At 44.7% G+C, this 15,864-nt stretch carries 17 protein-coding genes; 14 read left to right on the plus strand and 3 right to left on the minus strand.

Annotation, left to right across the window (positions count from 1 at the left end; translation table 11 throughout):
* Positions 1-2: 2 nt before the first annotated feature.
* From CXK86_RS28090 to CXK86_RS28100, 4 genes are all read left to right on the plus strand, one after another.
* Positions 3-2,726, plus strand: a complete 2,724-nt coding sequence (locus CXK86_RS28090; RefSeq protein ID WP_180361892.1) for an InlB B-repeat-containing protein — start codon at positions 3-5, stop codon at positions 2,724-2,726.
* Positions 2,727-2,912: 186 nt separating this feature from the next.
* A complete protein-coding gene (locus CXK86_RS28095; protein ID WP_076252675.1) occupies positions 2,913-3,953 on the plus strand; it encodes a glycine-rich domain-containing protein in 1,041 nt (346 codons plus the stop codon).
* Between the two features lie 197 nt (positions 3,954-4,150).
* Positions 4,151-4,309, plus strand: coding sequence for a hypothetical protein (locus CXK86_RS32345; protein WP_180361893.1), 159 nt, complete (start codon positions 4,151-4,153; stop codon positions 4,307-4,309).
* A gap of 63 nt (positions 4,310-4,372) precedes the next feature.
* Entirely contained in the window at positions 4,373-4,669 is a 297-nt protein-coding gene (locus CXK86_RS28100) for an SHOCT domain-containing protein (RefSeq protein WP_076252673.1), read from the plus strand.
* A gap of 147 nt (positions 4,670-4,816) precedes the next feature.
* Here CXK86_RS28100 and CXK86_RS28105 read toward each other — a convergent pair whose 3' ends face one another.
* Positions 4,817-5,800, minus strand: a complete 984-nt coding sequence (locus CXK86_RS28105) for a cation diffusion facilitator family transporter (protein WP_076252671.1) — start codon at positions 5,798-5,800, stop codon at positions 4,817-4,819.
* A gap of 289 nt (positions 5,801-6,089) precedes the next feature.
* Between CXK86_RS28105 and CXK86_RS28110 the strand changes: the two genes are divergently transcribed.
* The 7 genes from CXK86_RS28110 to CXK86_RS28140 all read left to right on the plus strand — a co-directional run bounded on the left by CXK86_RS28110 (position 6,090) and on the right by CXK86_RS28140 (position 11,929).
* Entirely contained in the window at positions 6,090-6,767 is a 678-nt protein-coding gene (locus tag CXK86_RS28110) for a response regulator transcription factor (protein ID WP_076252748.1), read from the plus strand.
* On the plus strand, positions 6,764-8,140 hold the full coding sequence (locus CXK86_RS28115) for a sensor histidine kinase (protein WP_076252669.1): 1,377 nt from the start codon (positions 6,764-6,766) through the stop codon (positions 8,138-8,140). Before CXK86_RS28110 ends, CXK86_RS28115 begins: the two co-directional genes overlap by 4 nt.
* 67 nt (positions 8,141-8,207) lie before the next feature.
* The gene (locus CXK86_RS28120; protein ID WP_076252666.1) at positions 8,208-9,344 is read left to right on the plus strand and encodes an ABC transporter permease; all 1,137 of its coding nucleotides are present in this window, start codon (positions 8,208-8,210) and stop codon (positions 9,342-9,344) included.
* Positions 9,341-10,018, plus strand: coding sequence for an ABC transporter ATP-binding protein (locus CXK86_RS28125; RefSeq protein ID WP_076252664.1), 678 nt, complete (start codon positions 9,341-9,343; stop codon positions 10,016-10,018). The genes CXK86_RS28120 and CXK86_RS28125 overlap by 4 nt, the downstream gene beginning before the upstream one ends.
* 162 nt (positions 10,019-10,180) lie before the next feature.
* Positions 10,181-10,765: an NUDIX hydrolase gene (locus CXK86_RS28130; protein WP_076252662.1), complete on the plus strand. Its 585-nt coding sequence runs from the start codon at positions 10,181-10,183 to the stop codon at positions 10,763-10,765.
* A 2-nt stretch (positions 10,766-10,767) separates the two neighbouring features.
* Positions 10,768-11,277: a DUF4275 family protein gene (locus tag CXK86_RS28135; RefSeq protein WP_076252659.1), complete on the plus strand. Its 510-nt coding sequence runs from the start codon at positions 10,768-10,770 to the stop codon at positions 11,275-11,277.
* A 58-nt stretch (positions 11,278-11,335) separates the two neighbouring features.
* A complete protein-coding gene (locus CXK86_RS28140) occupies positions 11,336-11,929 on the plus strand; it encodes a DUF4304 domain-containing protein (protein ID WP_076252657.1) in 594 nt (197 codons plus the stop codon).
* A gap of 136 nt (positions 11,930-12,065) precedes the next feature.
* On the opposite strand, the gene CXK86_RS28145 is transcribed toward CXK86_RS28140, so the two are convergent.
* Positions 12,066-12,887: a DUF2785 domain-containing protein gene (locus CXK86_RS28145; protein WP_076252655.1), complete on the minus strand. Its 822-nt coding sequence runs from the start codon at positions 12,885-12,887 to the stop codon at positions 12,066-12,068.
* Between the two features lie 77 nt (positions 12,888-12,964).
* Here CXK86_RS28145 and CXK86_RS28150 point away from each other — a divergent pair, with 77 nt between their 5' ends.
* A complete protein-coding gene (locus CXK86_RS28150; RefSeq protein ID WP_036610457.1) occupies positions 12,965-13,258 on the plus strand; it encodes an RNA polymerase alpha subunit C-terminal domain-containing protein in 294 nt (97 codons plus the stop codon).
* A gap of 19 nt (positions 13,259-13,277) precedes the next feature.
* Here the strand turns inward: CXK86_RS28150 and CXK86_RS28155 are convergent, their stop codons facing one another.
* Positions 13,278-14,222, minus strand: a complete 945-nt coding sequence (locus CXK86_RS28155; protein ID WP_076252653.1) for a hypothetical protein — start codon at positions 14,220-14,222, stop codon at positions 13,278-13,280.
* Positions 14,223-14,587: 365 nt separating this feature from the next.
* Here CXK86_RS28155 and CXK86_RS28160 point away from each other — a divergent pair, with 365 nt between their 5' ends.
* Together CXK86_RS28160 and CXK86_RS28165 are read left to right on the plus strand one after the other, a co-directional pair.
* Positions 14,588-15,094 (plus strand): DUF2569 domain-containing protein, encoded by a 507-nt coding sequence (locus CXK86_RS28160; RefSeq protein ID WP_076252651.1) that lies wholly within the window; start codon positions 14,588-14,590, stop codon positions 15,092-15,094.
* A 128-nt stretch (positions 15,095-15,222) separates the two neighbouring features.
* Positions 15,223-15,837, plus strand: a complete 615-nt coding sequence (locus CXK86_RS28165; protein ID WP_076252648.1) for a histidine phosphatase family protein — start codon at positions 15,223-15,225, stop codon at positions 15,835-15,837.
* Positions 15,838-15,864: the final 27 nt, after the last annotated feature.

Here is a 15,864-nt window from a genome sequence, read left to right on the forward strand (position 1 = left end):
TGATGGCTTGGAAAAAATGGATTTCAATAATGATGGCGGTCGTTGTATTTTTAACTTTTGGAACAATGGGTTATGCCGAATCTAGTTCAGATGTAGCTTCAAACTCGATTAAGGTAAGCAGCGAACAAGGATATCCTGGAGATTTCGTTGACATTTCGGTACATTTGACACCGGAGGATCTGATCAATCACTATGACATTTCGATTGGATTTGATGAATCTACGTTGGCGTTGGTACCTGGAAATGAAGTGACAGATGAGTTGGGGGTCATTTCTGATGAAGGGGGTTTTGAATCGGATTTTTCTAGTAATGGGACGATCAATATCAAGGCTAATCCAGTATTCATTACAGAAGCAGATACAAAGGCATTCACTCTTCATTTCAAAATCACGGACTCTGCAGAGCCTGGAGACTGGGATTTTAATGTGATAAAACATGACCTCTACGAGGGTGATGAACTCGCTTCCACCTCAGTTGAGTCTGGGAAGGTAACGGTAAAGACAAAAAGTACGATTAAGCATACTGTGACATTCGACTCACAGGGAGGCAGTGTTGTAGAGAGTGTGACCAACGTGGACAGCGGCAAGACGATCAGTGCTCCTCCAGCGCCGACGAAGGCGGGCTACTCGTTTGCAGGCTGGTACAAGGATGCGTCCGTTGCGGATGCATGGAACTTTGAAGAAGACGCGGTAACGTCTGATATGATGTTGTATGCGAAATGGACGCGGCACGCGGTGCAGATTCAGGTTGGCTCGGTGAGCGGAATGCCTGGCTCCACGGTGGACGTACCAGTCACAGTGACCGACTTAACTTATGGAATAGCAGCCTATAGCGTACAGCTTGATTTTGACACAGAAGATTTGGAAGTAACGGGAGTTACGGGAAACGTTGGAGATTACTTCGACTCCAATTACGATAACGATGCAGGCTGGCTCAAAACAGTATGGGTAGATAATGATGGGGGAGATACACCGATCCTTGCCGGAGAGAGAATGTTTACTGTTAGCTTCAAAGTGAAGAGCGAGGCAGTGTTAGGCGAGAAGGCGCTGACAGTGCAGACAGAAGATTCCGCTCTATTCTCCATCATGGATGAATCAGGGATAGAGATGAACAAAACGCTTACCCCTGGCAAGGTAACCGTAATCGAGGGACCAGTGCAACATATGGTTACATTTAACTCGCAGGGAGGTAGCGAGGTTTCCAGTATCTCCAATGTGAATAGTGGCACGACAATCAGTGCTCCGACAGCACCGACGAGAGCCGGTTACACATTTGCAGGTTGGTACCAAGAAGCAGCGGGTACAAATGCTTGGAACTATGCAACGGATATAGTCACCTCGGATATGACATTGTATGCGAAGTGGACAAGCAATGGTTCGAACAATTCGAACAACTCAAATAACTCAAATAACTCAAATAACTCTGGCATGCCATCCGTTCCAAGTACGTCGTCCGACGATAAACCAGTCGGTTTTCAAGTCATTGTTGACGGTATTGTGAAAGACCAAATTGCTACAGGATCGACGGCTATAGAGAACGGAAAATCGGTGCTGAAGGCTACAATTGATTCATTCAAACTAGCTGATCAACTTAAGAAGGCTGCTGACAAATCCACCGTGGTCATTCCTGTGACCGCCAAAACAGACAAAGTATTAGTGGTTTTGACCGGTGAAGCAGTGAAAAGTATGGAAATTAAACAATCGATCTTGGAGGTACAAACGACAAACGGTACCTATAAGCTGCCTGCTGGGCAAATTAACATCGATGATATTTCCTCTAAACTGGGCGAACAAGTTAAACTTTCTGACATTGTCGTTCAGGTGGAGATTGCTAAGAGCGATGAGGATACAGCTGTTCTCGCCAAGACTGCTTCTGCGCAAGGAGGCTTTGAGGTTGCAGCCCCGCCGGTCACTTTTAATGTAACAGCTTCTTACAATGGTAAAATAGTAGCTGTTGAGCAGTTTAGCAGCTACGTGGAACGTGAAATTCCGCTTCCCGCTGGTATCGATGTGAGCAAGGTGACGACGGCAGCCGTGCTGAATTCAGATGGCCGTGTACGCCACGTACCAACCTATCTCACGACTCGTGAAGGGAAGAATTATGCGACCGTGAACAGTCTCACCAACAGCGATTACTTCCTGATCTGGAATCCAAAGACCTTTGCGGATGTGGAAAGTCACTGGTCAAAGCAGGCCGTTAATGATATGGCTTCCCGATTGATTATCAAAGGTAAAGATGAGAATCATTATGAACCGAATGCTGTCATCACTAGAGCAGAACTTACAGCCATTATGGTTCGTGCGTTGGGCTTGTCTGACACTGGCACCGAGAGTGCATTCAATGATGTCTTGTCCAGTGATTGGTACGCAGGCTCTATCGCTAAGGCTGTGGAGTATGGCTTGATTGAAGGCTATGAGAACCGGACCTTTGCTCCTAACCAAGCTATTACTCGGCAGGAAGCATTGGTGATCATAAACCGGGCGATGAGACTGGCGGGTATAGCAGCTGACGGAGCCTCTCCAGACTCTCTGCTGTCTCCATTCGCAGACCAAACAATGGTTGCATTATGGGCAAAGCAGGCCATGGCTGCAGCTGTGAAGAACAGACTTGTAGAAGGATCGAATGAAGGCTTGATGCCTACAAAGAACCTTACCCGAGGTGAAACTGCAGCAATAGTGCAAAGGTTTTTGATAGAGACCAATCTAATTGATAACCCGAATGACTGATGGGATAATTTACTGATGTACAAAACTAGGCTCTATGTTTTTAATAGAGCCTGGTTTTTTTGTTGTTAATTGATGATGAGCAGGGAACATACATGCTAGGGCTCTTTAAAATATCGGTATTGTTATATATACTAATGATAGTTTAACCCTACATAGAGAAGATCACGGAGAGGAGCGGTTTTTATTATGCCGACCTACTACTACCTTGCAGCAGTTTTATTAGTTGTAACAGCCTATTTGGTTCGACGTAAGCTCAAGATTTTCCGTCCAGCAGCAGGAAGACGCAGAAAACAGATGAAAGTTACGTACAGACGAAAAAAAGCACCATTGAATCTTGGACTTCGAGAAGAAGTCTCCTATCAGCAAACCATTCTTCAATTGGAGAAGAGTTACAATAAGCATTTTGCCAACAAACTCAAGATCCGAATTCAACAGGAATATCCTCACATGAAAACGCTGGAGTATCGGTGGAAATTGATAGAGCTTAAGCGATATTTCATTATGGCTTCATTACTTAAGCAGGTGCCCATGTTCAGTGATGAAGTTGATGATTTGTGGCATGAGATGCTGATGTTCACGAAATCTTACGCTGATTTTTGTGCAGAATTCATGGGTTCCACGGTGCACCATGAGCCGGCAATCACCCGCCGCGAAACGCCAGGAGCACGTGCATGGTTTGACTGGGTGTACTGTCAATTATTCGAGTTCACCCCCTACAGTGCTGCAATCTGGGGTGATTTTTTCACTTACCCATTGTCCAGTGATGTACAGAAGCTGATCGCACAGGGAGATCAATCCGAACTGGTGAATGAACTGTTTCATGCCAGACGCATGCAGGAGGATCCTGAAGCTGCTCAGGTGATTGCCTACTTGATTGATCAACTACGTAGATGCGCAACTCTAAGTAAAGACGAGCTATCTCCAGCGTCTTCCGGAAGTAGCGATGTAGCTCTCGTCATGGCTAGCGCCATGGTGTATTACTCCATGCATAACGTGGCGACATATGGGCTACACATGGGCCGGCTGGAGCAGGAAATTCTTCCACAGGAAAAGGCAGCCTATGGTTCCTCGTCAAGCAGTGGCTGCACGAGCAGTTCCAGCTGTTATGCGGATCAATGTACCGACAGCAGTAGTTCCTCGGGAGGATCTGGATCATCCTCGGGATCATCTTCCGATTCTTCTTGCAGCTCATCCAGCTGTTCATCTTGTGGTGGTGGCGGAGATTAATGAGATTGAGTATTTGGGCTACAGTGAATTTGCAATCTTGAATGAAACAGTCACTAGACAAATGGAGATTGCCGGAAGGGAAGAGCACATGCGAAGCAACAAATTCACACCGTATTTAAGTTTTATAGGTTTTGGTTTAGTCGTTTTGACCTTAAGCGTGAATGTAAGCTTTAAGCAAGGAATTGAGAAAGGCTTGGATGAAGTCCAAGCTGGAACGCGGAAAAATGAACAAAGAAGACTACTTGGATCAGATCAAGAAAGTTAAGACCAGTTTGGGAATCAACATCAGTTATGTTGTCATCCTGTTGTTTCAGCTTGGATACGTCATTATAAACTGGGACGAGGTTAATGTTTAGTCTTCTGACCGATCTTTCCTGAAGTTTGAATAGAACATACATAACATTTAGGAGGAATATTCATTGAAAGCATTATCAATCGTTAGCCTTATTGGGTTCTTACTCAATTTTTTATTAATCGTAGTTTTTATAGATGGTTCGCAAGAAAGTGCGGAGGTAGCGGCAGGTTTGGGGATTTTGGGTGTCCTGTATGGTCTGCTTTTCTCAATTCTAGCCTTGATCATATCAAGCAAGAGAAAAAAGACCCCTGTGAATGTTCATGAACAACTGTTACAGTTGGGGGAATTAAAAGAGAAAAATATCGTTTCAGAATATGAATTCGATCAAAAAAAAGAGAAGTTACTCTCCAGATATAAGTAGTCCAGAGCCCGCTGCGGTTAGGTAAAGGCTATTCTATTTTCTACTCATACCAAAAAGCTGAACTTAGGAAAATAAAAACAGGGCGTTCCTTTCATCGGGGAATCTGCCCTGTTTTCATTTAGAAGCAACTAATATTTGTTACCCATCTCAATGGTGATGATGCGCATGGGCATCTGGTGCGTCGCCTTTGACGGTACATAATACCGAGGTGTCATGCAGATGTTTTTCGGACTCTACTTGGAGCGTCACATGTTTGATTTCTTTATGTTCCAGCATGTGTTCGATCTTCTGAACCAGGATCTCGGATGCATAGACATCCATCGTTCCATCCACCACGATATGTGCGGTCAGCGCATTCAGGTTACTGGTAATGGACCAGACATGCACATCATGAACACCTTTGACGCCATCGACTTGTTTGATGGTCTGCACCAGTTCATTCACATCCACATTGGCTGGAGTGCCTTCCATCAAGATATGCAGGGATGATTTGGTGACATAGAACCCACTACGCAATACCAACGCCGCGACAATTACACTCGCCAGTGGATCGGCCCAACCCCAGCCAAAGAACATCATGAGCAGGGCTGCCGCAATGGCCCCAACCGATCCCAACATGTCGCTGATGACATGGAGATAAGCCCCGCGCATATTCAGGTTATTCTCCGTATCGCTACCACGCATCATGATCCAGGCCACCAGAATATTGATGAGCAATCCAATGACGCTGATGATTAACATGCCTACGGTTGCGACTTCTGGCGGGTTGATAAAACGCCCAATCGCTTCGTAGAAAATGTAGAGTGCAATGGCGATTAACGTAATTCCGTTTAACGTAGCGGCCAAAATTTCAAATCTTCTGTAGCCGTAGGTTTTGCCGGTATTTACTGCTTTTTCACCAAAGGTGAACGCCAGCAAAGCGATCCCGAGCGCAATGGAATCGGACAACATATGACCTGCATCCGAGATAAGCGCGAGACTGTTAGTGATGAATCCACCAATGGCTTCAACGATCATATAGATGGTAATAATAATGAAGGAAAACAACAGGACTTTCTTGTTATTGGTGGTGTGAGCGTGATTGTGTCCATGATCGTGCCCATGGTTCTGATCGTGATGATGTCCGGACATATAAATCCTCTCCTTTGGAGCCTTGCTCCGTTATGTAATATGGTTTCTAGTGGAATATAGATGATTCTTGGCAATGTGTGATCATCTACAAATGAATATATGAGCGTTCGTTCATATGTTATGGATTTATTATAGTTCTGCCTCTTAGTAGTGTCAACCAGATTTAAGAAAATATAAACATGTCCAAGGTGTCTCCATGCATGTGCTGGCGAATAAGATTGCTTTTATGCTACCATCTGTGCAGGATCAAAGTGAGATGTACTCGTTACATAGAAGGGCGGACAACGATATGAAACATCTGCTGCTGGCAGACGATGATGCCAATATTCGAGCACTCCTGCGGCATGTCATGACCAAGGAAGGGTATCGGGTACATGAAGCGCAGGACGGACTGGAAGCGGTCAAACTGATGCAAGAAACACCGATCGATCTGGCGATCTTAGATGTGATGATGCCAGGCATGGATGGACTGGAGTTATGTGATTACATTCGACAGCATTACGACATTCCAATTATGTTGCTGACAGCACGAGATCAGCTATCCGATAAGAGAGACGGTTATTTGAAAGGAACAGATGAATATGTGACCAAGCCATTTGAACCGGAAGAACTGGTCTATCGGGTAAAGGCGTTGTTTCGTCGGTACCATCGCACATCCAGCGATATCATCCGTATGAACCGGATTGTCATTGACCGTAACAATGTGGAGGTTACCGACGGGCAATCCATTCTTTTTTTGCCGATGAAAGAATTTGAATTACTCTCACAGCTGGCCCAGTTTCCGGGCCGTTTGTTCTCGCGGGATGAGCTCATTCGGCTCGTATGGGGAGCAGACTACGAAGGAGATGACCGTACCGTTGATGTACATATCAAGCGATTGCGTGATCGTTTTGCCGATTATACGGACGATTTCATCATCCAGACTGTGCGGGGTATTGGTTACAAGATGGAGGTGAAAGCACCTTGAGGACCTTGTACGTCCGGGTATTCCTCATTACAATTGCGGTGATTATGGTCAGCGGCATGCTCGGTTTTCTTTTGTCCAACATCTACTATCATACAAAGCTCAAGGATTTTAATGATGAGAAGCTGGTGGGCATCGCGTCGCATATGAAGCAATTTGTGGAGCAGCAACCCGGCACGATGGAGCAGTATTTGAACAATGCCGCCGCACTTGGGTACGAAATCTATGTGACGGATGGAAAAGGCAACGACCAATTCTACGGCCGCGAATTTCGAGAGAAAGATTTGGACAAGCAAGCTGTAGAACTGGTGTTGAATGGTGAGGTATACCATGGCGTCGCCCAGTTTCCAAGCAAACCGTTTATTACCGGATTCTTCGATAATCAATTAAGCAATACCGTGGGTGTTCATCTACAGCTGGACAATGCAAATTACGCACTCTTTATGCGTCCGGATGTAATTCTGCAATTCGGTGAGCTGCGGATCTTTTTTGCGCTGATTGGAGCATTGACGATAGGTATTAGTATCCTGATCTTTCTGATCAGTACCCGCTATCTGGTCAATCCGATTGAACGTCTGTCCGAGGCGACCAAGCGCATTGCACAAGGAAAATATAATCTAATACTACCTACTGCACGGCGTGACGAGATTGGACAATTGGCCCAGCATTTCATGACCATGAGTCGTGAATTGGAGAGGGTAGATCAGGCGCGGCAGCAGTTTGTATCCAACGTATCCCATGAGATTCAATCACCTCTGACCTCGATTCAGGGTTTTGCCCAATTAGTTGCGGATCGGGATCTACCTGAACAGGAGCGGGAGCACTATGCATCGATCATTGAGGAAGAGAGTCGTCATCTCTCCTTGCTCAGTAAACAACTGCTTTTACTGTCCTCCCTTGAACAAGGCAACGAAGATCTGTCTAAAGTAAAGTTCTCTTTGCGAGATCAATTCCGGCAAGCGGTTCAGGTGTTGCAATGGCAACTCGAAGAAAAAGAACTGCTGCTTCGGATATCGGTGCCCGAATCCATCCAGCTGGTCGGCAATGAAGTGCTGCTCATGCAGGTGTGGATGAATCTGCTGGGCAATGCAGTGAATCATCTTCCACAGGGAAGAAGCATTGAGATTCATGCCGAGCAGTCGGATAACCAGTGTGTGATTCAGATTCGGGATACAGGAGACGGGATTGCTGCGGAGCATCTGCCTTTCCTGTTCGATCGATTCTATCGGGTGGATCGTGCGCGGGAACGTTCTTCTGGACGAACCGGGCTTGGACTTGCCATTGTGCAGAAAATTATCCGAATTCATGACGGTACAATCGAGGTTTCCAGTTCGCCTGAGGGTACAGTCTTCACGGTGACACTTCCGCAGATGTAATCTGTTATTCATTTGCCGTTCATTTTCGCCTCCTATACTTGGGTTATCAAGAGGGAGGTCACAGAACATGTACTTGGCTATTCGGGAAATGAGGTATGCCAAAGGGCGCTATGCCTTAATTGCTACAATCATGGTACTGGTTTCATTTCTGGTACTGTTTGTTACAGGTCTTGCACAGGGGCTGGCGTATGATAACGCAGCTTCGGTCAAAAATATGGCAGCAACCCACTTTGTGCTGGAGCAGGATTCGAATCATCGATTTACCCGGTCACAAGTGGATCAGGATCAACTTAATCAAGCTCGCTCCGCAGTGGGGCAAGAGAACGCTGAGCCACTCGGTGTGAAAATGACAACCGTCAGTCCAACCGGCGACACAAAAAAGATCGATGTCACGCTGTTCATGGTTAATCCGGAGGGCTGGCTTGCTCCAACGGTGACTGAAGGGTCTCCGATTACAGATCAGACAAAAGGGCAGGTTGTGGTGGACCAAAAGTTGTCTGAATCTGGTGTCACGATTGGTACCGTTCTGGTCGATCAAGCTTCGGGAACGGAGTGGACCGTTGGTGGATTTGTACAAAATGAGTCCTTCAGTCACTCCCCGGTCGTATTCCTGAATGAACAGGAATGGCTCGCACTCCAGGGAAGTTCACGGACTTCTCAAGCTTCAGCAGACACCAATGCGAATGCTCCGATTCCGATATACAATGCTATTGCGATTAAGGGTGCAGGCGAGCAGGTAGACGGCCTGAGTGCTGCAATACCAAATACAGAAATAATTACGAAGTCGGATGCTGTATCGGCCATTCCTGGATATAAGGAAGAGCAGGGATCGTTGCTCATGATGATTGCATTTCTATATATCATCTCGGCGTTTGTGCTTGCGGTATTCTTCTATGTCATCACAATTCAGAAGACGAGTCAGTTCGGCATATTAAAAGCCATCGGAACGCGGAATGGTTATCTGGCGGGTAGCGTTTCGTTACAAGTTCTGGTCTTGTCAGTTGGTAGTCTGGTCATTAGCGTACTGTTGGTTCGACTGTTCGAGTCCATCTTGCCAGCATCAATGCCATTTCAATTAGGCTTGTCCACTCTCGCACTGACCTGTGTATTATTCATACTCATGTCTGTGGCGGGTTCGTTATTCTCGGTGTGGAAGGTTAGCAAAATTGATGCACTTGATGCGATTGGGAGGACAGCAGCATGAGAAACCGATTGGTATTACAGGGAATTACACAGACCTTTGAAGATGGCGGCAGCAAACGCACGATTCTGGACAAACTGGACCTTGAGGTTGCTGAAGGGGAACTTGTGGCTGTGATGGGGCCTTCCGGCTCGGGCAAAAGTACATTCTTGTCCATTGCAGGCGCACTTCTTGAACCGACGGAAGGACAGGTTTTGCTGGACGGAGACTCTATTATGGGCAAAAGCAAACAAGATATATCCGATGTACGGCTTCAGCAACTCGGTTTTATATTTCAAAGTGCCAACCTCATTCCTTATCTGAAAGTAGAAGAACAGCTCATGGTCGTTGCAAAGCTCGCCGGAACGGAAAAAAACAAGGCGGAGAAGCGCGTTCATGAGCTATTAGACACGGTGGGGTTGACCCATCGGCGGAAGGCATATGCAGAGAAGCTGTCTGGCGGAGAACGTCAGCGGGTCGCCATTGCAAGGGCATTGATGAACGATCCGGCTGTCCTGCTCGCAGATGAACCGACAGCCAGTCTGGATGCGGAACGTGGGCTGGATATTGTAGGCATGATTGCACGGCTCGTGAAAGAGCAGGGCAAGAGTGCAGTGATGGTTACGCATGATGAGCGGATTTTGCCGCTCTGTAGCCGGGTTCTTTTTTTGGAAAATGGGAAACTGGTGCAGCATTAGGGAGAATGGCCTGAGAGTCTGGAGAGAACACTGTTCCAAGGCTTAATTGCAGAGAGCGTAAGAAGAGGGTCACGTATTCCCCGGTGGGAAGGTGGCCTTCTTTCTATGTTTTCGACTATAATTGGAAGAATAGTGGAATTAAATAGAGAGGATCGGGTGCGGATGAGTAGCTTGAGTGCGGAATTATTTCCGGCGCTGAGTACGTCAATTCATTGGGGAATTATTGAGGCAGAGTTCAGATTAAACGAGATCGTGGATGAAAAGCTGGTGAGTAATATTAGCATCATTCCGTTTGTCGGGGATCAATGTGTTGTCTTCCAACTGGATAATGGAGCCTGGGAGCTGCCTGGGGGTACGCTTGAAGCAGGTGAGCATTACATGGATGGACTGAAGCGTGAACTGATGGAGGAGCTTGGGGCAAACATGCGGTCCTATCAGATCTTTGGTCAATTCTATTGCACATCCAGTGCTTTGGAACCGTATCGGCCGCATATTCCGCATCCCCATTTTGTACGAATCATCGGATATGGAGATGTTGAACTTGTCGGTGATCCACTGAATCCGGAAGATGGCGAGCAGGTGGTTGCGGTGGAAGTGGTAGAGATTGATAAGGCAATCCGAAGATTCCAGGAACAGAACAGATATGACATTGCGGAGATGTACAAACTGGCTCATATGCTACGAGAAGAAGCTAAACAGTCAGGCAAGGGCCCAGGTATTATAATTCCAGATAACTTACGGAGGTAATGATGATTCGAGATAAAATTAACGAGCTGCTGGATGCGTTACCCGAAATGGAACTGAACCGAGCATATTGGGGGATTGAGCGTATCCATCAGGAATATATGTTCAAGGAGAAATTGCAGGATAAAGGGGTTGTCGTATCCGAACTGTATGAGGAATCCGAAGGGATTGTACAGCAATGGGACAGCGTATTTGCCCATAATATCGATGATGTGGTCAAAGAGTCTATCCATTATAGCCAGTACAAGTGGCATATGTTCAGTTATGAACAACAGAAATGTCTGACACATGATGAAGCACGAGATGCTTTCAATGCCGAGCCGAAAGATGAAGTATATGTGATGTATGAAAGTGGTGGTTGGGTGCTTTTATACGAAAACGCGAATCGGATTATTGCAGCGGATTTTGATTCGGAGCAGGATATCTATATCTTCGACCGAGCGTTTACATGGACGTACGTGTATACGCACGAATCCATGTGTGGCCCTTATTTTTATAAAATAGAACAAGCATGATTCTGAACAAAAAAGGGTAACAACGAATTAAATAAACTTTGCCTTGGGAGTGATATCAATGCAGGAACTTTTTAAGAAGATCATCAAAACAGACGTCAAACCCGTATTTGCCAAACACGGCTATTCGAAGAAAAATCTGAATTTCTACAAAGCGGATGGAAACCTCGCATATAAGTTCAACATTCAAAGAGCAAAGTATAACACCAGTAGACAAGTCCAGTTTTATGTTAATTGTGGTGTTCATTCCACCGAACTTGCGGAGTTGCATTCCGTTGGATTGAATGGAGACATATTGGAGTTCACATCTCATTTTACCTGCCGAATCAGAGAAATAGCCCCTTCCGCTCCGGCCCACTATACCTTAACGCCTGATATCGATCCAGACGCTTTATCGAAAGAACTGGTGTCACATTTGGAAGAGGGTATGTCATTCTTACACTCGCTAACAGGGGCCAAAGATATAGTCCATTATTATATGGACAAGACAGCGCTATATTTAAGCGAAGTAACCTTCCGCTTCCTGCTAAAAGCCGGCAATACGGAAGAAGCCAAGCATTATTTACAGCAACTGCACGCCAAATACGGAGCCGAAAAGCGCTGGACGATATTAGAAAAGAAATATGCAGCCGTTTTTGCCGAGTACGGATTATAAGTTATATGGTAAGAAAACAAGCCGAATTCATAACCTAATTTCAATTTGTTTGGAGCTGAATTTAACAATAATTAAAATTGCGATTCCTTCCAATAATATGTCTGAGATAAGGGTGTTAATTTGGAAGGACTGATAATCATGAGTAATATACGGGTTCTACTTTATATAACGTGTGCTCAATAGTTGGACCGAGATCAGCATCCAATTGGTGAAATTTAATCCTGAAGTATAGACTCTTTAGAAAGTTTTTTATGTTATTCTTTTGCCTAAACGCGGGAAGAAATTCTGCATCTTTCTCTACATCACCAAAACGTTGAATCCATTGCTTTATGTAAGTCTCACTAAGTATCTTTCTATTTAAGACACTAATGATGGATTTCACCATTCTTTCATCTTCCCCATCGGAGTACACGCGATCTGTGACGGTTATCTTTTGATAAACTAGGTCGAGGATAGTTAAGAGATCGGTCTCATCTAGTTCGCTACATTGAGCTAAATCATCCAAAACATCTGCTGCGTGTGCTATGGCATGAGCCCAGCCTTTTACTTCGTCATGTCCACGGTAATCACGCTCTTTTTGTACATTGTAGAATACGTTCCCTTTTATCTGATGAATGTGTTCTTTTGAGAGAAATGGTGATTCTCTATGCCTGGATAAAAAGAGCGATATAACCAACATAGAGAAAGATCGAGTGAATACAGCGTCTGAATTTGTTTCTCCAAGTCTAAAATGCAAATGGTTTTCATCCAAGACTACGGGTAAGATTTGCTCTAGTTCGTACACAGTCAGAGCATGACCAGGAATCCAATTCGATAAGGTTGTGTAAATTAATTCATCACGTAGCTGGGCATCCAAAGAACCGATGTTATGTATCATTTCTTGTACTAATGGAAATATATCTGAAGGTGCTTGGTAGTCATTCTCTTTTATTAATAACAACTTGTCTTTTAATTCCATTCTACACACTCCTATGAGTAAACTATCATTCAGGTTGCCTTGGTTATATTATACAATTTATAAGGAGTGATGCCCACATGGCAAACGATAAAGGAACACTCAGAACATGCGAACAAGGACATTTGTATTATAAAAAAAGTGATTGCCCAACCTGTCCGACGTGCGAAGCTGAACGTAAACCGACAGAGGGATTTCTAGCCTTATTGTCAGCTCCCGCCAGACGGGCCTTGGAGAATGAAGGCATCACAACACTACTGCAACTTGCGGAGTACACGGAGAAAGAGATCCTGAAACTTCACGGAATCGGGCCATCTGCCATGCCCAAACTGCGAAGCGCTTTGGAAGAAGAGGGATTGTCTTTTAAGAAATAACCCTCTTCACGCTGTTCCACTAATCCAAACCAGAAGCGGAAGTAATCTCCTCCATCGTTACCCGATACAAGAAGTTACCTTCACTGAGTAGCAGACGATGTTGGCGAAAATCCTGTCGTGCCTGCTTGAAGGGGTGATCATCTTCATTTAGCAAATCAATCTTCTGCCCCTTGCTCATTCTTCCGGGCTTCTCCATTTTCTTAAGGACAAACGTACCTTGTTTACCGTACCCGGCATCGAACAAGAAATGATAACCATCCGTACTGAGGCCAGAGGAACCGGAGATGTTTGGATTCATAAATGTTACGTTAGGTTCACTGGTTCCCCCTGAGATACAACCGAGTTCAAAATCGGTATAGAAGTAGAACCAGATCTGCTTCTCATTCACCACATTGAGTGCGTAACAATCTGCAATGTCAGCTGCGCTGTTTTCGTACACTTTATTACCGTGCTCATCCCAGGCCAACAGACCGTTTGATCCAATTGGATCGGCCCATCCGTAGTTACCAAATACCCCTTCATCAAAGTAACTGGTCCAGATTGTTCCCTGCTCTGTGACCTGTACACTTTGGATACCGTCTCCCAACAGAAACTCGCGAATTGTATTTCCGTCTAAATCACACACTTTGGCGTTCAAATCAAATTGTTCATTTCCGTAATTCGCACACCGTGCTCCGACGAGCAGCAGATGATCATGTAATGGTTGTACGTAATGATAATTGAACGTCTGCCCCCAGATGACAACTTCCTCAATAGTTTGATCTGTCACAATAAGCACTTTGTACGTATAGCTTTGCTTCAATTTACTTTGGACGAACATACCTCGCTCTCTCTCGGGGATCTGATTCATCAACAACACATAGACAAGGCCATCACCGCCCCACTGGGTGGAAACGATATCGAAGTCCTCGACATAATTTGAAATGTCGGCAAAAGGCAAAAGTTTTACTTTAGGATTGGGCATATCCATATCCTCCTTTGTAGTCAAATGCAGAGTCACCATCTGCATCTGTATAAGAGGATTATGACGTTCACGTACTAAACTGAACATGGCGGAAGTATAGCGAAGGTCTTCTATGGCTTTTGCAGCGTATGAGTAAGATCTTTTGAAAATGCTGCTTCGTCCTTGACACTCGTAGTACAATAAGGAAGTTGTGTAAAATTCTATATGAGAGGAGGACGGAGAGATCGCTATAAGGAGAGTGTGAAAATACATACAACGCACGTGAAGTAAAGGGATAGAAGCACCCGTAGATTCGATTTGCATTATTACTATTACGAGGAAGACTCATCTCAGAAAAACAAAACTGCATAAGGAAGTGTTACGAGGTGGAACCACATATTCAAGAGCAAAAAACAGACTACCGTCCACTAGGCGTGTCGGGATTGGGTGGTTGGCTGATTCTCATCCAGATTGGATTATTTGTTACGGTAATTCTACTTGCAGTGCAATTATTTCAGCAGATAATACCCACATTCACAACTGAGACTTGGGAAATGCTAACTTCCAAACAATCAGACTATTATCACCCATTATGGGGTCCAGTACTTATTTTTGAGATGGTGTACAATACGCTGTTTTTATTATTCAGTGTATATACAATTTTTGTGTTTTATAGCAAGAAAGCAATATTACCCCGTCTGATGATCATCTTCTATGGTCTCAGTCTGATTGTAGGTATTATTGATTACCTATTATTGCTCCAGATTCCGTTAGCAAAAGAATTGGAAGATGGAAGCTCGATCAGAGAAATTGCTAAATCTGTCATCACTTGTGCCATTTGGATTCCTTATTTTATCAAATCCGAGCGAGTTCATAACACATTTGTAAGATAAATGGTAAGCAGGAAATGCCCGATCTTGGATAGAAGCTATCTGAGGTCGGGTTTATTGTATATATGCCGGGCTAGTCATACAGTGTAAAGGTACATTGTTCATTATAGAAGTGAAAAGGAGGAGAGATCTTGAAGATTTATCTGGTAAGGCATGGGATGGATGAGGAAGGGTATCGAGGCGGATGGAGCGATCGTGGACTTACGGAACAGGGTCATATTCAATCAAAGAAACTGGGAGAGCATTTGCATCGTTACGCTGAGGAGTACAACATACATACGATTATTAGCAGTGATCTTCCTCGTGCAGTGCAGACTACACGGGAAATTGAGAAACAATTAAACATGCAAGCTAGCTTAATGAAAGATTGGCGGGAGATGAATAACGGAGATTTGGCAGGCATGCTCCATAAGGATGCTGAAGAGCATTACCCAGGGATTTATTTCAACACCCTTGAGATGGATTCGCCTTTTCCAGGAGGAGAAAGTCCAGGGGATTTTTATAACCAGATAAGCATATCTTTCGAGAATCTTCTTAGAGATATAGAGGACCAAACAGTCAAGTCCAATGTTCTATTAATTACTCACGGCGGAGTGATTAACATCCTGTATTATCTGCTTGAGAAGAGGGAATGGAGCAATAAGTCCAGCTTTTATCCCATGGACAACACCAGTGTACATACCGTTGAAAAGGGAAGGCATGGTTGGAAACTTAGCAGTGCAAATGTGTTAAGTCATCTACATTAGTTGTTTTCATGATAGATTAAATAGAAG

Source organism: Paenibacillus sp. BGI2013, assembly GCF_002843485.1.
Lineage (GTDB): Bacteria > Bacillota > Bacilli > Paenibacillales > Paenibacillaceae > Paenibacillus > Paenibacillus amylolyticus.

Bases quoted from the DNA above. Each gene is read 5' to 3' on its own strand.
- CXK86_RS28135 (WP_076252659.1), top strand. From the start codon at position 10,768: ATGATTCGAGATAAAATTAACGAGCTGCTGGATGCGTTACCCGAAATG.
- CXK86_RS28090 (WP_180361892.1), top strand. From the start codon at position 3: ATGGCTTGGAAAAAATGGATTTCAATAATGATGGCGGTCGTTGTATTT.
- CXK86_RS28095 (WP_076252675.1), top strand. From the start codon at position 2,913: ATGCCGACCTACTACTACCTTGCAGCAGTTTTATTAGTTGTAACAGCC.
- CXK86_RS28105 (WP_076252671.1), bottom strand. From the start codon at position 5,800: ATGTCCGGACATCATCACGATCAGAACCATGGGCACGATCATGGACAC.
- CXK86_RS28120 (WP_076252666.1), top strand. From the start codon at position 8,208: ATGTACTTGGCTATTCGGGAAATGAGGTATGCCAAAGGGCGCTATGCC.
- CXK86_RS28110 (WP_076252748.1), top strand. From the start codon at position 6,090: ATGAAACATCTGCTGCTGGCAGACGATGATGCCAATATTCGAGCACTC.
- CXK86_RS28130 (WP_076252662.1), top strand. From the start codon at position 10,181: ATGAGTAGCTTGAGTGCGGAATTATTTCCGGCGCTGAGTACGTCAATT.
- CXK86_RS32345 (WP_180361893.1), top strand. From the start codon at position 4,151: ATGAAGTCCAAGCTGGAACGCGGAAAAATGAACAAAGAAGACTACTTG.
- CXK86_RS28140 (WP_076252657.1), top strand. From the start codon at position 11,336: ATGCAGGAACTTTTTAAGAAGATCATCAAAACAGACGTCAAACCCGTA.
- CXK86_RS28145 (WP_076252655.1), bottom strand. From the start codon at position 12,887: ATGGAATTAAAAGACAAGTTGTTATTAATAAAAGAGAATGACTACCAA.
- CXK86_RS28155 (WP_076252653.1), bottom strand. From the start codon at position 14,222: ATGCCCAATCCTAAAGTAAAACTTTTGCCTTTTGCCGACATTTCAAAT.
- CXK86_RS28150 (WP_036610457.1), top strand. From the start codon at position 12,965: ATGGCAAACGATAAAGGAACACTCAGAACATGCGAACAAGGACATTTG.
- CXK86_RS28125 (WP_076252664.1), top strand. From the start codon at position 9,341: ATGAGAAACCGATTGGTATTACAGGGAATTACACAGACCTTTGAAGAT.